The sequence below is a fragment of the Pedobacter sp. GW460-11-11-14-TSB4 genome (genome assembly GCF_059423705.1).
On record NZ_JBWKYI010000016.1, the window covers coordinates 101,972 to 119,369 of the forward strand.

14 protein-coding genes are annotated in these 17,398 nt (G+C 39.4%); 8 read left to right on the plus strand and 6 right to left on the minus strand.

The features are described 5' to 3' along the window. Positions 1–1,458: 1,458 nt before the first annotated feature. Both AC07YT_RS16135 and AC07YT_RS16140 read right to left on the minus strand, forming a co-directional pair. Positions 1,459–1,950 carry an anthrone oxygenase family protein gene (locus tag AC07YT_RS16135; RefSeq protein ID WP_086546604.1) on the minus strand — a complete coding sequence of 164 codons (492 nt, stop codon included), beginning with the start codon at positions 1,948–1,950 and terminating at the stop codon, positions 1,459–1,461. A 305-nt stretch (positions 1,951–2,255) separates the two neighbouring features. Beyond that, positions 2,256–2,477, minus strand: coding sequence for a cold-shock protein (locus tag AC07YT_RS16140; RefSeq protein WP_478356778.1), 222 nt, complete (start codon positions 2,475–2,477; stop codon positions 2,256–2,258). Between the two features lie 121 nt (positions 2,478–2,598). On the opposite strand from AC07YT_RS16140, the gene AC07YT_RS16145 reads away from it, so the two are divergent. Continuing rightward, positions 2,599–3,324, plus strand: coding sequence for a LytR/AlgR family response regulator transcription factor (locus AC07YT_RS16145; protein WP_086546606.1), 726 nt, complete (start codon positions 2,599–2,601; stop codon positions 3,322–3,324). 97 nt (positions 3,325–3,421) lie between these two features. Here AC07YT_RS16145 and AC07YT_RS16150 read toward each other — a convergent pair whose 3' ends face one another. After that, positions 3,422–3,601 carry a BF3379 family histone-like protein gene (locus AC07YT_RS16150; protein ID WP_057933955.1) on the minus strand — a complete coding sequence of 60 codons (180 nt, stop codon included), beginning with the start codon at positions 3,599–3,601 and terminating at the stop codon, positions 3,422–3,424. Between the two features lie 342 nt (positions 3,602–3,943). Here AC07YT_RS16150 and AC07YT_RS16155 point away from each other — a divergent pair, with 342 nt between their 5' ends. From AC07YT_RS16155 to map, 3 genes are all read left to right on the plus strand, one after another. Then, positions 3,944–5,098, plus strand: a complete 1,155-nt coding sequence (locus tag AC07YT_RS16155; protein ID WP_494945410.1) for a helix-turn-helix domain-containing protein — start codon at positions 3,944–3,946, stop codon at positions 5,096–5,098. 174 nt (positions 5,099–5,272) lie between these two features. Next, on the plus strand, positions 5,273–5,884 hold the full coding sequence (locus AC07YT_RS16160; protein ID WP_086546608.1) for a Crp/Fnr family transcriptional regulator: 612 nt from the start codon (positions 5,273–5,275) through the stop codon (positions 5,882–5,884). Between the two features lie 117 nt (positions 5,885–6,001). Next, positions 6,002–6,802 carry a type I methionyl aminopeptidase gene (gene map / locus AC07YT_RS16165; protein WP_086546609.1) on the plus strand — a complete coding sequence of 267 codons (801 nt, stop codon included), beginning with the start codon at positions 6,002–6,004 and terminating at the stop codon, positions 6,800–6,802. A 95-nt stretch (positions 6,803–6,897) separates the two neighbouring features. Here map and AC07YT_RS16170 read toward each other — a convergent pair whose 3' ends face one another. Continuing rightward, positions 6,898–7,902 (minus strand): 2-hydroxyacid dehydrogenase, encoded by a 1,005-nt coding sequence (locus tag AC07YT_RS16170; protein WP_086546610.1) that lies wholly within the window; start codon positions 7,900–7,902, stop codon positions 6,898–6,900. A 56-nt stretch (positions 7,903–7,958) separates the two neighbouring features. Then, the gene (locus tag AC07YT_RS16175; protein ID WP_086546611.1) at positions 7,959–10,718 is read right to left on the minus strand and encodes a glycoside hydrolase family 2 protein; all 2,760 of its coding nucleotides are present in this window, start codon (positions 10,716–10,718) and stop codon (positions 7,959–7,961) included. A gap of 205 nt (positions 10,719–10,923) precedes the next feature. On the opposite strand from AC07YT_RS16175, the gene AC07YT_RS16180 reads away from it, so the two are divergent. From AC07YT_RS16180 to AC07YT_RS16190, 3 genes are all read left to right on the plus strand, one after another. Further along, a complete protein-coding gene (locus AC07YT_RS16180) occupies positions 10,924–11,178 on the plus strand; it encodes a hypothetical protein (RefSeq protein WP_086546612.1) in 255 nt (84 codons plus the stop codon). Positions 11,179–11,195: 17 nt separating this feature from the next. After that, positions 11,196–11,387 carry a KOW motif-containing protein gene (locus tag AC07YT_RS16185; protein WP_086546613.1) on the plus strand — a complete coding sequence of 64 codons (192 nt, stop codon included), beginning with the start codon at positions 11,196–11,198 and terminating at the stop codon, positions 11,385–11,387. A gap of 114 nt (positions 11,388–11,501) precedes the next feature. Continuing rightward, positions 11,502–14,270 (plus strand): TonB-dependent receptor, encoded by a 2,769-nt coding sequence (locus tag AC07YT_RS16190; RefSeq protein WP_086546614.1) that lies wholly within the window; start codon positions 11,502–11,504, stop codon positions 14,268–14,270. Positions 14,271–14,419: 149 nt separating this feature from the next. Here AC07YT_RS16190 and AC07YT_RS16195 read toward each other — a convergent pair whose 3' ends face one another. Then, positions 14,420–15,544, minus strand: a complete 1,125-nt coding sequence (locus AC07YT_RS16195; RefSeq protein WP_086546615.1) for an AI-2E family transporter — start codon at positions 15,542–15,544, stop codon at positions 14,420–14,422. Positions 15,545–15,830: 286 nt separating this feature from the next. On the opposite strand from AC07YT_RS16195, the gene mnmE reads away from it, so the two are divergent. Beyond that, the gene (mnmE, locus tag AC07YT_RS16200) at positions 15,831–17,189 is read left to right on the plus strand and encodes a tRNA uridine-5-carboxymethylaminomethyl(34) synthesis GTPase MnmE (RefSeq protein WP_086546616.1); all 1,359 of its coding nucleotides are present in this window, start codon (positions 15,831–15,833) and stop codon (positions 17,187–17,189) included. Positions 17,190–17,398: the final 209 nt, after the last annotated feature.

Here is a 17,398-nt window from a genome sequence, read left to right on the forward strand (position 1 = left end):
TCGGTTTCATTGTACCATATTAGCACTTATCTTACTGAAATATTCATATTTACAGCTTTTTTACAATGAATTAGCGCATTTTACAGCTCATAGAGAAAAATTAAACAATTTTCAAAGGTTTTGTGATCAAAAAACGACCATAAATAAACTAACTTATTATTTAATCATGAATTTAGTCGATGAGACACTGAAATAAATTTAAGTTATCCCGTCTTTACACCAGCATCCCTGCAGAAAAAGCGTAACTAGCCCCGGGCGAAGCGGCATCCCCGAAGCGCAGCGGAGGGATACAGCGAAGCACGGGAAAAAACTTTAATAAGTAGCACATGCAAGCCGCTTCTAAAAATGAATAAAGTCCTGTTTTCGAAAACCAAAGTGCAGCGCGTTGTAGGTCCGGCAGTCCTTCTTTCCGCTTCTATCTTTTTGTGATGGTTAGCATGATAATGTGGCTTAGTGCAACAAAAAGGATAGCCACTACAATAAGGTTTATTGAACAAAGGCCTGTTCATTAAAACCACAAATATTTCTCGAAAGGAAATTTTTGCCCCTATTTTTTGCAGTACCAGCGTAACTAGCCCCGGGCGTAGCGGCATCCCCAAAGCGCAGCGGAGGGATACAGCGAAGCACGGGAAAAAACTTTAATCGTTACACAGGCAAGCCGCTTCGAAAAAACGCATAAAGTCCTGTTTTTGTAAAGCAAGTGCAGCGTACTGTAGGTCGGGCAGTCCTTCTTTCCGCTTTTATCTTTTTGTGATGGTTAGCATGATAATGTGGCTTGGTGGAGCAAAAAGGATAACCGCTACAATAAGGTTTATTGAACAAAGGCCTGTTCATTAAAACCACAAATATTTCTCGAAAGGAAATTTTTGCCCTTATTTTTTTTGCAGTACCAGCGTAACTAGCCCCCGGGCGTAGCGGCATCCCCGAAGCGCAGCGCAGGGATACAGCAAAGCACGGGAAAAAACTTTATCGTTGCACAGGCAAGCCGCTTCGAAAAAAAGCATAAATTCCTGTTTTGTAAAGCAAGTGCAGTGCGCTGTAGGTCCGGCAGTCCTTCTTCCGCTTTTATCTTTTTGTGATGGCTGAGGGGATAATGTGGCTTAGTGCAACAAAAAGGATAACCGCTACAATAAGGTTTATTGAACAAAGGCCTGTTCATTAAAACCACAAATATTTCTCAAGGAAATTTTTAGCCCTCATTTTTTGCAGTGCCCGGCGTAACTAGCCACGGGCGTAGCGGCATCCCCGAAGCGCAGCGGAGGGATACAGCGAAGCACGGGAAAAAACTTTAATAGCTGCACAGGCAATGCGCTCCAAAAAAATATTCTATGTAAAGCAGTGTTTTTTGCCCTGTAAGTCTGAAAGTCCTTCTTTCCGCTTTTTGTGATGGTTAACAGAATGTTGTGGGTTAGTGTAACGTAAAGGATAGCCGCTTCAATAAGATTGATATATTGGCTTTTAAGGATTTCGGCTTAATATTACAGCATAGGCGACCAGTACAATACAGATAAATGAAGCGATGGTTCTGATCCGATGGAATAAATTCCAGTCTGGTTCGAATTTTTGGCGTAATGCAGTAAGTTCAGTTGCATGCAGCTGATCAAGATTTGCCCCATCCAAAAGGTTATTGAGGGGCACATTGCCTATGATGGTAACCAGAAAAACGCCACCAAAATACAATAAGCTTGCTGCTAAAAGCAGGTAAAATACCATGGGTTGTTCTCTGAAAAACCAAACACTTATGGGTAATATAACCAGCGTACCCATAAAGGAAATAAAAAATAACGGATTTAAAATCGCCCGGTTAATGGATTGCATGGCTTGTAAAAAGGAAGCATCGGAAAGACGGGCAAGGCCTGGAATAACGGAACAGGAATACGCATAAAAAAGGCCACCAATAAGCGCAGTAGAAACTGTGCTCAATAAAAGAACTAAGTTTTTGACATTCATAAACAATTGCTTTAAAGTATCCGTATCCTAAAGAGTATGACGAATTTAAGCAAAAACGTTATCCAAAAAAAAATCCTATCTAAAAAAAGAGCGCTAATTTAGATAGGAGAGAGAGATAATCCAGATATGAAATTTAATAGGTAGATGTTAAATAAAAAATTTTAATGCTTATTGCTCCCAAACCAAACGCCGTCTGCTTTAAAATTTCAAATTTTCATTGGTGTTGGCGAAGATCGTACTCTGTCCCTATTTCCAGCAATAGGTTACACAGATCGGTCTGTTTTCGTTATGGATCGGTGTAAATGCTAATCGAAACCCATATTCAGAACGACGATATTAGTCGCCTGGCATCCCACCTGCCCTTGTTCTAAATCAAAGCGAACCTTGGTTCCTACGATTAAAGAAGGGCGATAAATCCCAATCAGTTTCTGGTTATCCGCATAAATCATTTCTTTTCCACCATCGGGTGCGATAAACCCGAAACCTCTTATCGGATTATACCATTTAATCACTCCTGTATACATCATAAAGCACTTTTTTACCTTAAATTAGCCAATAGAAAGAAAATTTTAGGCGAAACGGGATAAAGCGTTCTATTTTCGGTATGAAAAGGTGTAATTTCGTTATGTGTACCAAGAAGATTAACAAATGATTAAGTGTATAGCCATTGATGACCAACAAAACTCGATTTCCGGTCTTGAAAAATATATAGCAGATACCCCGAATATGAAGCTTCTGGCCAGTTACACCGATCCGGTAGTAGCCCTGAACGCGCTTAAAAATATAGACCAGGTAGATGTGATATTTATGGACATCCAAATGCCACAGATTTCGGGCATCGAACTTTCTAAAGCCATCCGCTCTAAAACCAGAAAACTGATATTTACCACTTCCCATGAGGAATATGCGTTTGAAGCATTCGAAGCAGAAGCTGATGCTTATTTACTTAAACCTTACGGCTACGCAAAATTTGCCTTAACAGTAAACCGTGTTTTTGAGAAGGAAATAGAAAAGACAAGTCAGGAAACTTATTTTTTGGTCAAAAATAAATCAGAAGACCACAAAGCCGTTTTAGTGCACTATGCAGATATCATTGCTTTCGAAAGCTTCCACAACTATGTTAAAATCCATACCAAAGAGAAAATAATTATTGCTTATTTAAGCTTGAAAGATGTTAAAGAACAACTGAACATTAAAAAAGGCTTTATCCAGCTGCATAGGGGTTATATTATCTCCATTAATCATATTTTACATGTAGAGGGCACGAGGGTAACCCTTTCTAACCATACCAGCTTTACTGTTGGCGACCTTTATTACAATGATTTCCGTGATTTCTTCACCGATAAACTCATCACCAGTAAGCGCAATAAGTAATTTTCACATGGGAATAAGGCATTGAAGATGAGATAAGTACCTAAAAAGAAAGCCCGCGTAATAAAACACGGGCTTTCTTTTTAAAAGCGATAACAAATTATTTAGCGCTATTTTTTTTATCAGTTACTTCAGCTCTAATTTCCTGGGCTAAAACTTTTAGGTCTTGCATTGCTTTACGCACACGTGTACCAGCTGCAGCATTACCACCATCATAAAACTTAGTTACATCTGCTTCAACAGAAGAGATTAGATCTTGTACTTTTTTAAATTTGTCCATAATTTTCTTTTATAGGGATGGAAGTTTCCATCAATTAAATAATATTGCTTTCCGCTCTACAATAAACGGGCCGCAAAACTATTGCTTTTTATAAATTAAACAAACGTTTATACCAAATCATTATTGCGAATAGTTTAAAATTAATGGCGATAGCAGCCTTATTAGCCCCGTTTTTAACCAAAAACAACTTCATTTTTAGCATTTTATGCACCAAATTTTCAAGAATAAAAAATTTACAATTAGGGTAATTTAATTTAACAATTATGTTTTATCTTGGTTGGAAATATGCAGTCTTTGAACCTTATTGTTAGTACCAGTTGTCTATTCTTACTTTTATTCTCTATGCACCTTTTTTTCGCAAAAAAAGGGAATAAACTGCTTAACATTCTGCTGTCGGTAATCTTTTTTGCCCGCTTTGGTCAAATTTTAACTTCATTGCTTTTTAAATCTGGTCAGCCCAATACCTTAGCCTTCTTTTATCAGACTTTTACGCCTTTGTATTATGCTGCACCTGCCTGCTTTTACCTCTACATCACAGGCTTTCTGCAGGATCGTAAAAGTTTAGAAAAAATAGAATGGCTTCATTTTTTACCCGCTTTACTGGCTGTTATCCATGTTATTCCATGGCATTTCACTACCGCACTCGATTGGGATTTGATAGGAAAGCAGTTAGCAGAAAATGGTTACTTCTCACTGAAAGCAAAAAGTGGATTGTTTCCGCCATATTTCCATTACTTATTCAGGCCCATACTGGTATTTGGTTATTTATGCCTGACCTGGATTGCCGTTCTCCGCCTAAAAAACAACACACAACAAATACTCGAAGGTGAAGGCAGAAAATGGATCATCTTTTTTCTCCGGATTGCCACCTTCTTCCAGCTGTTTAGTTTGGTACCCATTATTTTAAGAGGTTTACACATTCCATATGTTAATGCTTCGTTTATTGTGCTCAATTGCCTGGCGCTGCTGGTCATTTTATTATATGCGCTTCACAAGCCTTATATTTTTTATGGCTATTTGCTGGTGGCTGTAGACTGGACTAAAAAACCTGCAGCTAAGAAAACAGAAACTGATGCCTCACTAATTTCCTCATCAGAAGAAGAGGCAAAACCTACGCATGCAGCTGTCAAAAAAATTAATCTTCTGGATGCCCAGCTGTCTGACTATGCCCTAGCGATGAAAGAAATAATGCAGGGAGAACAACTTTACCTGGTTCACGATTTTCAGATTATCGATCTGGCGGCCAAACTTAATATCCCGATCCACCATTGCTCTTTTGTAATTAACAAACATATCGGGAAAAATTTCCGCGACTGGATAAACAGCTACCGGGTAGATCATTTTTTAAAGCAGTATCCGCTTAAATCGGATAAAATAACCATCGAAGCCATTGCTTCTGAAGCCGGTTTTAAAAGTCTGGCTACGTTTTACAATGCATTTAAAAAAGAAACGGGTTTAATGCCAACCTCCTATTTTGCACAGGAATTAAGTCATTAAACTATTATTAACCCATTTTTAGTCTAACGATCGTATCGTTAGAGGCCACAACCGCTGTGTATTTCACCAAAAATTGAAATACCAGTTATCTTTGATTAGAGATCATCATATGCTTATGTTATTTCAAATGAGTATGCTTTAAATCGTTTCTCAAAAATCTAAACCGCCTGAACTATGCCCTATTCAACATCATTTTTACGTCCGCTTTTCGATTATATTGAGCAGTTCTATCCCCTATCTGAAGCCTTTAAAGCCGAACATGAAAAATCTTGTAAGCTCATCCATGTCAAAAAAAATAAACATATCCTTTCTCCAATAGACAGTAATGCTTCGTTATATTTTTTGGTTAAAGGGCTCGTTCGTGGCTTTGTACGTGATGGCAAAAAGGATATCAGCACCTGGTTTAGCTTTGGAAATGAATTAATAGGCGCTATACGTCACCCTGACCAGCAGCCTAGTCATTCGATAGAATACCTGCAGGCCCTGGAAGACTGCCAGCTGATCTGTATTCCTTACACCCTAATCGATTTGATGTATGCCAACTATCCGGAGGCCAACCTGATCGGCAGAAAACTATTGGCGCTTCATTATTATGCGGCATCAGAAAGGTCGATCCTGGCCAGGATACCAAAAGCGATGAGCAGGTACCGAAAACTCCAGCAAAGTGATCTGGACATCAACAGAATACCGCAGCGTTATCTGGCCAGCTACCTCGGCATGCGCTTTGAAACCCTGAGCAGAATCAGAAATAAAGTTTTAACACTCGATTACAGGCTGTGCTCTTAATGATCGGCGGATATTTAATCCTCTACAACCCATCATGCTAACATTTAGGCATTCAATCTTTTACCGCTCCGGCCTTCTCCTTTTTTCCTTTCGGCTTCTTTTGCTAAATTTGCGGCAATGATTTTATATAAAACCAACGAAGAAGTAGAACTGATGCAAATCAGTGCCTTACTGGTGAGCGATACCCTTGCAGAAGTAGCTAAAATATTAAAGCCAGGCATTACAACCCTGGAAATTGACAGGATAGCCAACGAATTTATACTTGATAACGGTGCTGTACCTTCCTTTTACAACTATAATGGCTTTCCTTTCCATATTATTACCTCGGTAAATGATGTGGTGGTACATGGCTTTCCGACTAAAGATGAATTGAAAGATGGCGATATTATCTCAGTAGATGTGGGGACCATAAAAAATGGTTTTCACGGCGATCATGCTTATACTTTTATCATCGGAGAAGTATCGGAGGCAGTATTAAAGCTGGTTAAAACAACTAAGGAATCGCTTTTTCTTGGAATTAAAGAAGCTGTTGTAGGTAAACGCATAGGCGATATTGGCGCAGCTATCCAAAGCCATAACGAAAAGCAGGGTTACGGCGTTGTAAGAGACCTGGTTGGCCATGGTTTAGGTAAAGACATGCATGAAGATCCGCAGGTACCTAATTATGGAAGAAAAGGCAATGGTTTACTATTACGAGAAAATCTGGTGGTGGCCATAGAGCCCATGATCAATATGGGTAAAAAAGACGTCTTTCTGGATGAAGATGGCTGGACAATCAGAACAGCAGACGGAAGTCCTTCTGTGCATTTTGAACATGATGTATGCATTAAAAAGGGTGAAGCGCTTATTCTCTCTAATTATGCGCCTATCGAAGCCGCAGAAAAGCAGAACAGCAACCTCAATACTTCTTATTACTAGAACAACAATACAACGCGCATGGAGATTTTTGTGGCAACCTTCACTAAAAGCTCCATGCGTTCAATTTTATTTCCTGGTATCAAACTGCTGCCTTATTAAACCAATATTGCATCTGAAACTTCCTCTTCAGCCTTATTTTCCGATAATATCTTAACCGTTTTCAAAGTAGATTCTGCAATTTCTGTTAAGGCCTCTTGTGTAAAAAAAGCCTGATGTCCGGTGAGCAAAACATTCGGAAAACTGATTAATCGCTGAATATCATCATCTCCAATAATACTTCCGGAAAGATCTTTAAAAAAGAGCTGTTCTTCCTGCTCGTACACATCGATTCCCAGTGCAGCAAGCTGCCCGGTTTTTAGGGCTTCAATTACCTCTCGCGTATTAATCAATCCACCCCTGCTTGTATTGATTAATGTCACCCCTTTTTTCATCGTCGATAAGCTATTCGATCCAATCAGGTAATGGTTCTCTGGTGTAAGCGGGCAATGCAGCGAAATCATATCCGCTTCTTTTATGACTTCATGAAACGGCAAATACTCTACGCCTGCACTTGCTAATGATGCATTCACAAAAGGATCAAAAGCCATTACGCGGCAACCAAAACCAAGCATAATTTTACAGAAAGCAGTGCCAATTTCCCCGGTACCAATCACCCCTACTGTTTTTCCAAAAAGATTAAAACCCATTAAACCCGAGAGTGAAAAATTCTGTTCACGTACACGATTATAAGCCTTATGGGTTTTACGATTTAGGGTAAGCAACATGGCTACTGCATGTTCTGCAACGGCTTGTGGCGAATAAGCCGGAACACGGCAAACACGAATGCCGTGTTGTTTGGCCGCATTCAAATCCACATTATTAAAGCCTGCACAACGCAAGGCAATAATTTTTACCCCCTTTTGTGCCAATGTAGCGATAACCTCAGCCGTAAGTTTATCGTTTACAAATACACAAACCACATCAGTACCAGCTTTTATCGCGTCGGCAATATGAGGTCCGAGATGGGTTTCCCAAAATTCCAGTTCAAAATCATAATGTTTGTTAGCACTTTCAAAAAATTCATGGTCGTAAGGCTTCGCAGAAAAAAATACAATCTTCATATGGTTAAAAATACGGATTAAATATGGCTTTGATGTGCTGCTTTGACTTCTGATTGCTAATGTTCATGTCCAAAATCGAATAATAGTGTCCCTTTAAAAGTTTTACCATCAGCTTTGTTTTTCTGACTCTGAGGCCCTAATAATAAAGCTGACTGAAACTTAGTACCAATGGCACTTATCCCTTTTAAGAAGCCAATGCTCCCTTCGGGAAAGGCAGGTTCTACATTGTTATTGCTTAATGCCGCAGCTTCGCGGGCAGGCCTGAACATTTGCAGATAAGTATCTTGATCGGGTATATAAACGGTAAACGGGGCTTCCTTATTTTCTATAGTTACCCAGTTCACTTCTGCATGATAACCTTTAAACTCAGGATATCCCCAGGTTTCGCCGGTGATTGAATTATTATAATCCTTATGCCAAACCCCAAACTGCTGTCCTTTTAATCTGTTTTTCCAGGCCCGGTATGGGCCACGGCCAAGGTATTTCATCCCAGTAGTTTTATCCTCCGGATAATTAAAGGTAATGCCCATAAAATCAGCCTCGCCCTGTTGGTTAAACTGGTATTCGAGTTTTGCCAGCTTTCCAGGCTCGAATGTCCACCTGGCATGCAAACCACCTGCACCCTGGTAGTCAGACTCGACGATATACTTTGCTCCTTCTGCCCTATGATTAAAATTTTTCAATTCGGTATTTACACCGGCTAACACCGGACCTTTTGACAAAGAAATAACCGTATTGCCTTTAAGCACTTTCTGCAGATACCCTGTTGACTTTTCAAAATAATAGGCAATATCATCCTGTTTAATCACAATCGATTGATCAGTTTCTTCAGCTTTTACGCCCGAATTGGATACAATCGTTTTTTGCTTATCTACAATTAAAGCCGCAGTATTTATCGGCCAGCTCCAGGTAAATATTTCCTTCTTATCGGCCCCATAAGCGGTTAGATATAAAGCATCGCTTTGTGCCCACGATTTTGGCAAAGCCAGATCGAGCAAACCTTTTTCTCCAGGTTTAAGCTTAGAAGTTGCCACCCCACTGGCCTTTACCATAGCCTTTGTTCCAGCATCATCAGCTAACGGAAAAGTAACTAATTTCCATTTAAAAGTGCATTGATCAAGATTGGTAAAACTGAAACGGTTCTCCATGGCAATTTTACCTTTAAAATCTTTGTCAATTTTTGGCAGATCCACAAAAACAGGAGACCAGATCTCTTTTATGGTGTAAAAACTGGCTTCCTTTTCGCGATGCGGCCCAACAATTCCATCAGGCGCATGGTTTCCATCACCATCATAAATACCGTTTTTATCTGTCCGGATTACATTTTCATCCACCAAAGCCCAAATGAAACCACCAGCGCCATGTGGGTGAATGAGCATCTGATTCCAGAAATCGTCTAAAGCGGCACCGGCACCCCCATCGTAAAGGCCATGCATAAACTCTGTGGGAAAGAAAACTTCCTGGCCTGAATTAGCCGCCTTAACCATATAATTATAATCCGGATAATGTTTGGTATCGGTTCCGTTAAACTTCTCCCAGGGATGGATTACGGTACGTTTCTGCGGATCGTATAAGGCATAATCATTATCGAGGTCAGTATTAAATCCCCCCTCGTTGCCATTGGCCCAAAATATAATAGAAGGATGGTTTACATCCCTGATGACAAGTTCTTTTACCAGCCTGTGCCCAACGGTATTATCGTATTTTGCCTGCCAGCCTGTTAACTCATTAATCACATATAAACCTAATGAATCGCAGACATCCAGAAATTCTGCATCTGGTGGATAATGCGACATGCGAACGGCATTCATGTTCATTTCTTTCATTAACTTCACATCCATTAAATGTACCTCAGGACTTAATGTACGTCCGCTTTCAGGCCAAAAGCTGTGGCGGTTAACACCTTTTAAAATCATTTTCGCTCCATTAACATAAAAACCGTCGCCATTTCGCAGTTCAAGTGTCCGAAAACCGAACTTTTGTTTCACCTGATGAATAATCTGCTGTTTATTCCTGATCCGCACCACTACCTGATACAGATTAGGGAATTCACTGCTCCATAATAAAGGTTTGGAGAAAGTAGAATTCAAGGTTTGTATACCCTTTTCTAAATTCACCTTCACAGCAAACGCTTTACCTAGGTTTTCACCATTTATTTTTTTTACCTGGGCTTCAAGAATATCGTCAGCAGCTAAGTTTTGGCCATAAACATCCAGCTGAAAAGTCCCGTCGGCTTTAGCATTTACCGCCACCCTTTCTATAAATTTATCCGGAACCGTTTCCAGGTAAACCGGGCGGAAGATGCCGCCAAAAACCCAAAAATCACTTGTTCTTTCTGCTTTATTAATGGAAGTATTTGCCGACATCTTATCAACCGTTACTTCCAGTAAATTCTGCTCACCGGGTTTTACCAGCGAGGTAATGTCATATTTAAAACGATAAAATCCGCCCTGGTGCAAATCTCCGGCCAGTTTTCCGTTAATGCTTACCTTGGTATCGGTCATAGCGCCTTCAAAAACCAGGAACACCTTTTTCCCAGTAATTTTACCCATCGGAAATTCATAACGATAGATGCCCTGTTCGTTGGCTTTAACTTTATCATGCCCGTAGTTGTAACTTCCAAAGCCCTGTAATTCCCAGTTAGAGGGCACGGGTATTTTAGTCCATATGCCGCTTTTACGACCGGCTGTACAATAAAAATCCCATTGTTTGGTATGATCTTTATCCGTTCCGGAAAGATAGGTTTTAGTAGTTTCCTGCGAAAAAATCGAGTAAGAAACCAATAGTAACAATAGTGGTAGTAATCTTTTGATCATGATATACTTGGTATTAGCCTTAAAACAACGCCAGTTTTGCACCTTTAAATAAAAATTTTTGGTTTTATTAAACCGAACTTTTACAAGATAATGGATTTTGTGCTTAGATAAGATTGCCTAACCAGCATTTTACATCTTTCATCCTTCAGGACTTAAAAAACATTAAAAATTTTATAATTTTACGAAGAACCCTAACCGATCTACTATGAAAGACAACAAGTTATCCGAACTTACCCTAACCGAATTAAACAAACAGAAAAAACAATTGAGTGGTATTTTAATTGGAAGTGCTATTGTCATGCTGTTTCTTATTGGTGCACTTTTATATCTGATTGTTAAAAAACAAAACTTTGTATTGCTTGCCATTATTCCGGGCCTTATGCTGGTTTGGTTACCCGTGGTAATTAAATTAAGTCAGCTAAATACCGAAATAAAATTACGGAGTTCAGAGACAAATTAAAGCCCGCAAAAAGCTAAATGGAGACTACAAATTTAAAAGATGGCGACTACTGCACGGTAGTTAAAGGAACGCATATCGGTAAATCTGGCAAGGTGAGCGATATAAATACCAGTAAAACAGGTCACATTACAATTACAGTAGAACAAGACAACGCCATTAGGTTCAAAACCCTTGGCAGAAACGTGGTATTACAAGAGCACACAAAATAGAATGCCCTGAAATTAAGCTGGAATCTTAATTTAAAATACCATTCGTTCGTTTATTTTGGATAAAAACTCCATCTTTTATACGAATTACACCTTCATGATCATAAATCGATCATTTTGCCTGATAACCAGGCGAAAATCACCACATTAACCGATAAAACAGCCAAAATTAGTAACATGTTGATTACGCTGAACAGTGTTAGCACGCTGCTCCGTACTTTTATGCCACACACAAATAAACTCATGAGGGCTTTTACTAAATCGATTTGGCTACTCCTGCTCTTTGCAGGTATTTTCACAAACAGTAACGCACAAAATTATACCGTAAAGGGTATTGTGCTTGATACCGCAGGCTTACCACTTCCTGGTGCGGTAGTGAGGATTAAATTCGGTGCTGACAGCATAGGCACCTCTGCCAATCCTGATGGTACATTTGCATTAGATAAAATTAAATCCAAACAGTTTACCTTATCAGCAGCTTTTATTGGCTTCGACACCTTTATTAAAAAGTATGTGATCGAAAAAGGCAATAGTTTAAATATTACTGATATCAGGCTGAAGCCATCATCAAATACACTCGAGGGCGTAGTGATTTCAGGCGTCCCTCCTGTTAAAGTAACTGAAGATACCGTGAGTTTTAGTGCCAAGGCCTTTCCAGTTAGGGATGGCGATGCTGTTGATGAAGTACTGAAAAAATTACCCGGTATTAAGGTAGATAAGGATGGTAACGTAACCAGTCAGGGCTCGCCAGTAACCAAAATCCGTGTTAACGGTAAAGATTTCTTCGGAACAGATGTAGCCACAGCCATTAAAAATCTCCCGGCAGATATCATCAAAAACCTACAGTTTATCGACGATTATGGCGATCAGGCCAAACTTACCGGCATTAAAACGGGTGAGCCGGAAAAGGTGCTGAACCTAACCATTGAAGAAGATAAAAAGAAGGGTTATTTCGCCAGGGCTTCTGCAGGCGTGGGTAACTCCGATCGCTACAATACCAATATCAGGGGGAATAGCATGAAAGGTGAACAGCAGATTTCATTCGATGGAACTTCGGCCAATGCCAATATGCGTGGCGGAGGCGGCGATGGTATTACCACCAGAAATATTATCGGCCTAAACTATAAAAATGAGTTTAACACCAAACTCTCTGCAGATGCGGGATATAATTTCAATAACAATAAAAACAACACCATTAGTTCTACCTATACACAAAGTGTGTTACAAGATGCAGGTCAAAATCCGTTGAGCAGGCTTGAAGATGCCCGAAACAACAGTAAGAGCGACAACTATAGCCATTGGTTTGGTGGTAATTTGGAGTATAAAATAGATACGATGAATTACCTAAAAATTTCTCCAAACTTTTCTTACAACACCAATAGTGGCAATAATACAGGGAGCTCGCTCATCACTCAGGATACCTTGTTTACGCGAAGAGAAAGTAACAACTTCAGTAATTCGAATAATTTAAATGCCCGTACCAATATCTTTTACAATCATAAATTCTCAAAAAAAGGCCGGAACCTTAGCTCCTGGGGGAACATCAATTACACCAATGGCGAAAATTATGGTAATGTATATAACAAGTATATTAACATTCATGCTAACGTAGCCGATTCGGTACTGCAAAACCAGCTGAACAACCAGAATAGCCGGAATTTAGGACTTAATGTGGGTGCATCGTATATGGAGCCCCTTTGGAAGAAAACCTTTTTAGAAGTAAACTATAGCTGGAACCGATCATCAACAAATAATTCGAGGGATGCTTATGATGTGGCTAATGGTAACCAGGTATTTAACCCGAACCTCAGCAATATTTATGATTATCAGTTCATCACCAATAAAGTGGGACTGAATTACCGTTATATTGGTGAAAAACTAAACTATACAGTAGGCCTTAATGCACAGCCTGCATTGCTTCAGGGGCAGAATTTAAGTAATGACATTCAAACCGTTAACCGAACTTTTAACCTCATCCCTTCTGGTCGGTTTTCGTATAAATTTTCTAACCAGGAATCGTTAGATGTTAATTATTGGGGAAGAAATAACCAACCTGGATTTTTACAATTGCAGCCTATATCCGACAATTCGAACCTGCAAAACGTTGTTACCGGAAACCCAAACCTGAAACCCGAATTTATCCACAGTGTCAATGCGCATTACAAGCAGGCCGATTGGAGTGCAGGAAAAGTAATAATGGCCAATTTCAAGTACGAACGCACTATCGACAGGATTGTAACCACTAAACAGCGCGTACCTGGTACGGTTAATCAGCTGACCAGCTACACCAACACAGACGGATATTACACTTTACAGGGTGATTACGACATCAGCAAGCCACTTTCGCCTGAGCGAAAATTTACCATAGGCTATTCTGGTTCGGGCCAGCTGAACAATAACATTACTTTTACCGATGATAGCAGAATAGAAGCACGCAATATGGCCTGGCGCCAGGAACTCGAATTTAGGGTAGACCTGAAAGATATTGTCAACTTTGAAATAGAAACTTCGTATTCCCAAAACCTGACCAAATATTCGAATGACACCTTTACCGACCGCCAGTCTAATCGCTTTGAGTGCGGCATAGAAGGTCGCAATTATTTCTTTAAAGATCTTACCCTGGGCTACGATTTCACCAAGCAAATTAACTCAGGTTTCGATAATGGTGCAGTGCGAAATCCAACATTGCTTCGTTTATCAATGGAATATAAGTTTATGAAGAATGATATGGCCGCTATACGTGTAGAAGGATTTGATCTTTTTGATCAAAACTCCGGCATATCAAGAGATGTTTTCGATAACGTAATTGTAGACAGGCAAGTTAACCGCTTAGGCAGATATTTTATGTTATCTCTTATTTATAGGGTACGTAAATTTGGTGGTTAAGATTAAAAATCAGCTGTGTTTATCTTCTTAAATCTGCGGGAAAACTAAGTATTAAGTGCTCCCGCAGATTACGCTAATCCCGCAGACCCCATTACATCGTCCATTTCCCATCTTCCATCTTACATTCCCCATCTGCCATCCTTACATCCCTATCCCTTCTCTATTCCCGTTTTGGTAGCCACTGGCTTTTTCTTCCTAAAATTTGGAAAAGTCATTGGGCTTTTGGCTGGTCGTTCATCGCCTAATAACACACCCCATTGTTTAAATGATTCTGTACGGTCAAAAATAATTTTGAGTACAGCCACAATGGGTAGCGCGAGGAACATCCCCGAAACACCTGCTATACTGCCACCAATAAATACCCCAAGAATGGCAAATAAAGCATTTATTTTTACTTTAGAGCCTACAATGCGCGGCATCAAAATGTTATTATCTAAAAATTGAACAAATGCAATAACTCCTAAAACGGTAATCACTGGCCACAATTCTTGCGATGAAGTAAGGGTTAACAGCACCCCAATTAAGTTACCAATTAAAGCGCCCACATAAGGAATCAGGTTTAATATGGCGAAGATCACCCCAATTAATAAAGCATGTTTGATACCAATTAACATTAATATCCCGCCCAGTAAAATGGTCATATAGGTGATCTGGATCAATAATCCGATTAAGTAACTTTTAATGATCGATTCCGTTTCATAAATCGCTTCTTTCACTTTTGGGTGATCATCGGTTTTAAACCACATGAATATAAAACGCAATAAAATGTCTTTATAAAAAAGCATCAGGTAAATATAGATGGGCAATAAACCGATAAATACAAAAATGCCACTTAACGTTACAGCGGCACCACCAGCTAGTGAGGTACCCATGTTCATCAGATCGTCGCTTTTAGTTTGTATAAAAGCTTTTTGCTGCTTATCGTCGTAATGCGTAATGCGACTGATCCAATCGCTCAATGAATTAATATGCTGTGTTACATTCGATTTTATCTGTGGAAAATCTTTAACCAAAATGCCAATCTGGTTCGAAAAAAACCAAACGATCAAGGCTACAAAGAGCGCGACCAATAAAATGGATAGAATAATGGCTAATGATTCGGGTATTCTTTTTCGTTTTAAAAAGCGATATACCGGTAACAACATAATGCTGATAAAAAAAGCCATCAACATGGGCATGATAATGTCTCTTCCGATTACCATAACGGCTACAATGGCCATCAGCCCCAATAATTCTATCGATCGTTTAACGGTCAGGGGTAAATTGTTCGTCATAAAAGCTTATTCTGATTTGAGGTTTAAACACCATCGGAGTGAAAATGTTTTAAATAATTAGTTGTTGGTTTGGCGTGGTTGGTGCTGCGCGTTTGGCGGTGAGCGTTTGGCGTCAATTCATCGGTTCAAACAATTAACCGATTAAGCAGTTAGCGGTGGGCGGTGAGCGCTTGGCGTCAATTAACCGATTTCAACAATTAACCATTTAACCCCAGCTTAAAAAAATTACTTCCCTTACACGATATACCCATAGATTAGCCTTATTTTTGCAGCTTTAATACCGAACATGAACAATCAAGATACCATTATTGCTTTATCTACTCCTTCCGGTTCTGGCGCCATTGGCGTAATCCGTTTATCTGGTCCGGAGGCTATTTCATTGACCAATGCAGTATTTGCAGGAAAAGATTTAGAAAAGCAGGCCTCGCATACTTTACATTTTGGTCTGGTTAAAGATGGCGATCATATTGTTGATGAGGTTGTTGCGGGTTTATTTGTTGCTCCTAAATCGTATACTAAAGAAAATGTGGTAGAAATTTCCTGCCATGGTTCTAATTATATTATCCAGCAGATTATTAACCTCTTGATTAGCAAAGGTGCACGTGCTGCCAAGCCTGGAGAATTTACCTTGCGTGCTTTTTTAAATGGTGCTTTCGACTTAAGTCAGGCGGAGGCTGTGGCCGATTTAATTGCTTCCAATTCGAAAGCTTCGCACGATGTGGCCATGCAACAGATGCGCGGTGGTTTTGCCAACGAATTAAAAGGCTTACGCGAGCAATTGATCCATTTTGCATCAATGATTGAGCTCGAACTCGATTTTGCTGAAGAAGATGTAGAGTTTGCTAACCGCGAACAGCTAAAAAACCTGGTCAACAAAATTAATTACGTTTTACAACGCCTCATCTCCTCTTTCGAAATGGGAAATGTGATTAAAAACGGTGTTCCAATTGTTATTGCAGGCAAACCTAATGTGGGTAAATCTACCTTATTAAATGCCCTCCTGAATGAAGAACGGGCTATCGTTTCGGATATTGCCGGAACTACCCGCGATACCATTGAAGATGAACTGACCATTGGTGGCATTGTTTTCCGTTTTATAGATACGGCCGGAATCCGTGATACAGCCGATATTATTGAAGCTTTAGGGGTAGAACGTACCTTAGAGAAAATGAAACAGGCTAAACTGATCATTTATATGGCCGATGCTGCTCAAAGTATTTCAGAAATTGAAGAGCAGATTCGGGGTTTGAAGCAATTGGCTATCCCATATTTAATTTTAGTGAATAAAGCCGACCTCATGGCAGACGCACAGCGTAAGGCTTTCGAAGCTTTAGAAGTTGTTTTTATTTCTGCTAAAGAGAAACAAGGTATCGATGAATTAAAAACCACCTTACTGGAACAGGTTAACTTGCATCACATAAATACCAGCGAAACCCTAGTGACTAATATCCGCCATGTAGAAGCTTTAAAACAAACCGAACATGCGTTGCAAAGGGTTTTGGCCAATGTAGATAATCCGGTAACCTCCGATTTCTTAGCCATGGATATTAAACAGGCGCTACATTATCTTGGTGAGATTACAGGTACAGTGACTACTGATGACTTGCTGGAGAATATATTTACGAAATTCTGTATCGGGAAGTAATTTATTTTCCGAAGCTTTCTATTATATTCATATCGACTGAATAATTAAGTATTTAAAATAAAAAGTAATTATTGTTAAATACTTTGAGTTTGTTAAAGAAATCAGGGCTTAGATTCCAAGCACAGTTTTTTAAGAAATTTCAAATGTTATTTATGAAAATCTATTTATAATCCATTAACTTCTTACTTGGTTTATAAATTCTAGAAATA

Bases quoted from the DNA above. Each gene is read 5' to 3' on its own strand.
- AC07YT_RS16135 (WP_086546604.1), bottom strand. From the start codon at position 1,950: ATGAATGTCAAAAACTTAGTTCTTTTATTGAGCACAGTTTCTACTGCG.
- AC07YT_RS16140 (WP_478356778.1), bottom strand. From the start codon at position 2,477: ATGATGTATACAGGAGTGATTAAATGGTATAATCCGATAAGAGGTTTC.
- AC07YT_RS16145 (WP_086546606.1), top strand. From the start codon at position 2,599: ATGATTAAGTGTATAGCCATTGATGACCAACAAAACTCGATTTCCGGT.
- AC07YT_RS16150 (WP_057933955.1), bottom strand. From the start codon at position 3,601: ATGGACAAATTTAAAAAAGTACAAGATCTAATCTCTTCTGTTGAAGCA.
- AC07YT_RS16155 (WP_494945410.1), top strand. From the start codon at position 3,944: ATGCACCTTTTTTTCGCAAAAAAAGGGAATAAACTGCTTAACATTCTG.
- AC07YT_RS16160 (WP_086546608.1), top strand. From the start codon at position 5,273: ATGCCCTATTCAACATCATTTTTACGTCCGCTTTTCGATTATATTGAG.
- map (WP_086546609.1), top strand. From the start codon at position 6,002: ATGATTTTATATAAAACCAACGAAGAAGTAGAACTGATGCAAATCAGT.
- AC07YT_RS16170 (WP_086546610.1), bottom strand. From the start codon at position 7,902: ATGAAGATTGTATTTTTTTCTGCGAAGCCTTACGACCATGAATTTTTT.
- AC07YT_RS16175 (WP_086546611.1), bottom strand. From the start codon at position 10,718: ATGATCAAAAGATTACTACCACTATTGTTACTATTGGTTTCTTACTCG.
- AC07YT_RS16180 (WP_086546612.1), top strand. From the start codon at position 10,924: ATGAAAGACAACAAGTTATCCGAACTTACCCTAACCGAATTAAACAAA.
- AC07YT_RS16185 (WP_086546613.1), top strand. From the start codon at position 11,196: ATGGAGACTACAAATTTAAAAGATGGCGACTACTGCACGGTAGTTAAA.
- AC07YT_RS16195 (WP_086546615.1), bottom strand. From the start codon at position 15,544: ATGACGAACAATTTACCCCTGACCGTTAAACGATCGATAGAATTATTG.
- mnmE (WP_086546616.1), top strand. From the start codon at position 15,831: ATGAACAATCAAGATACCATTATTGCTTTATCTACTCCTTCCGGTTCT.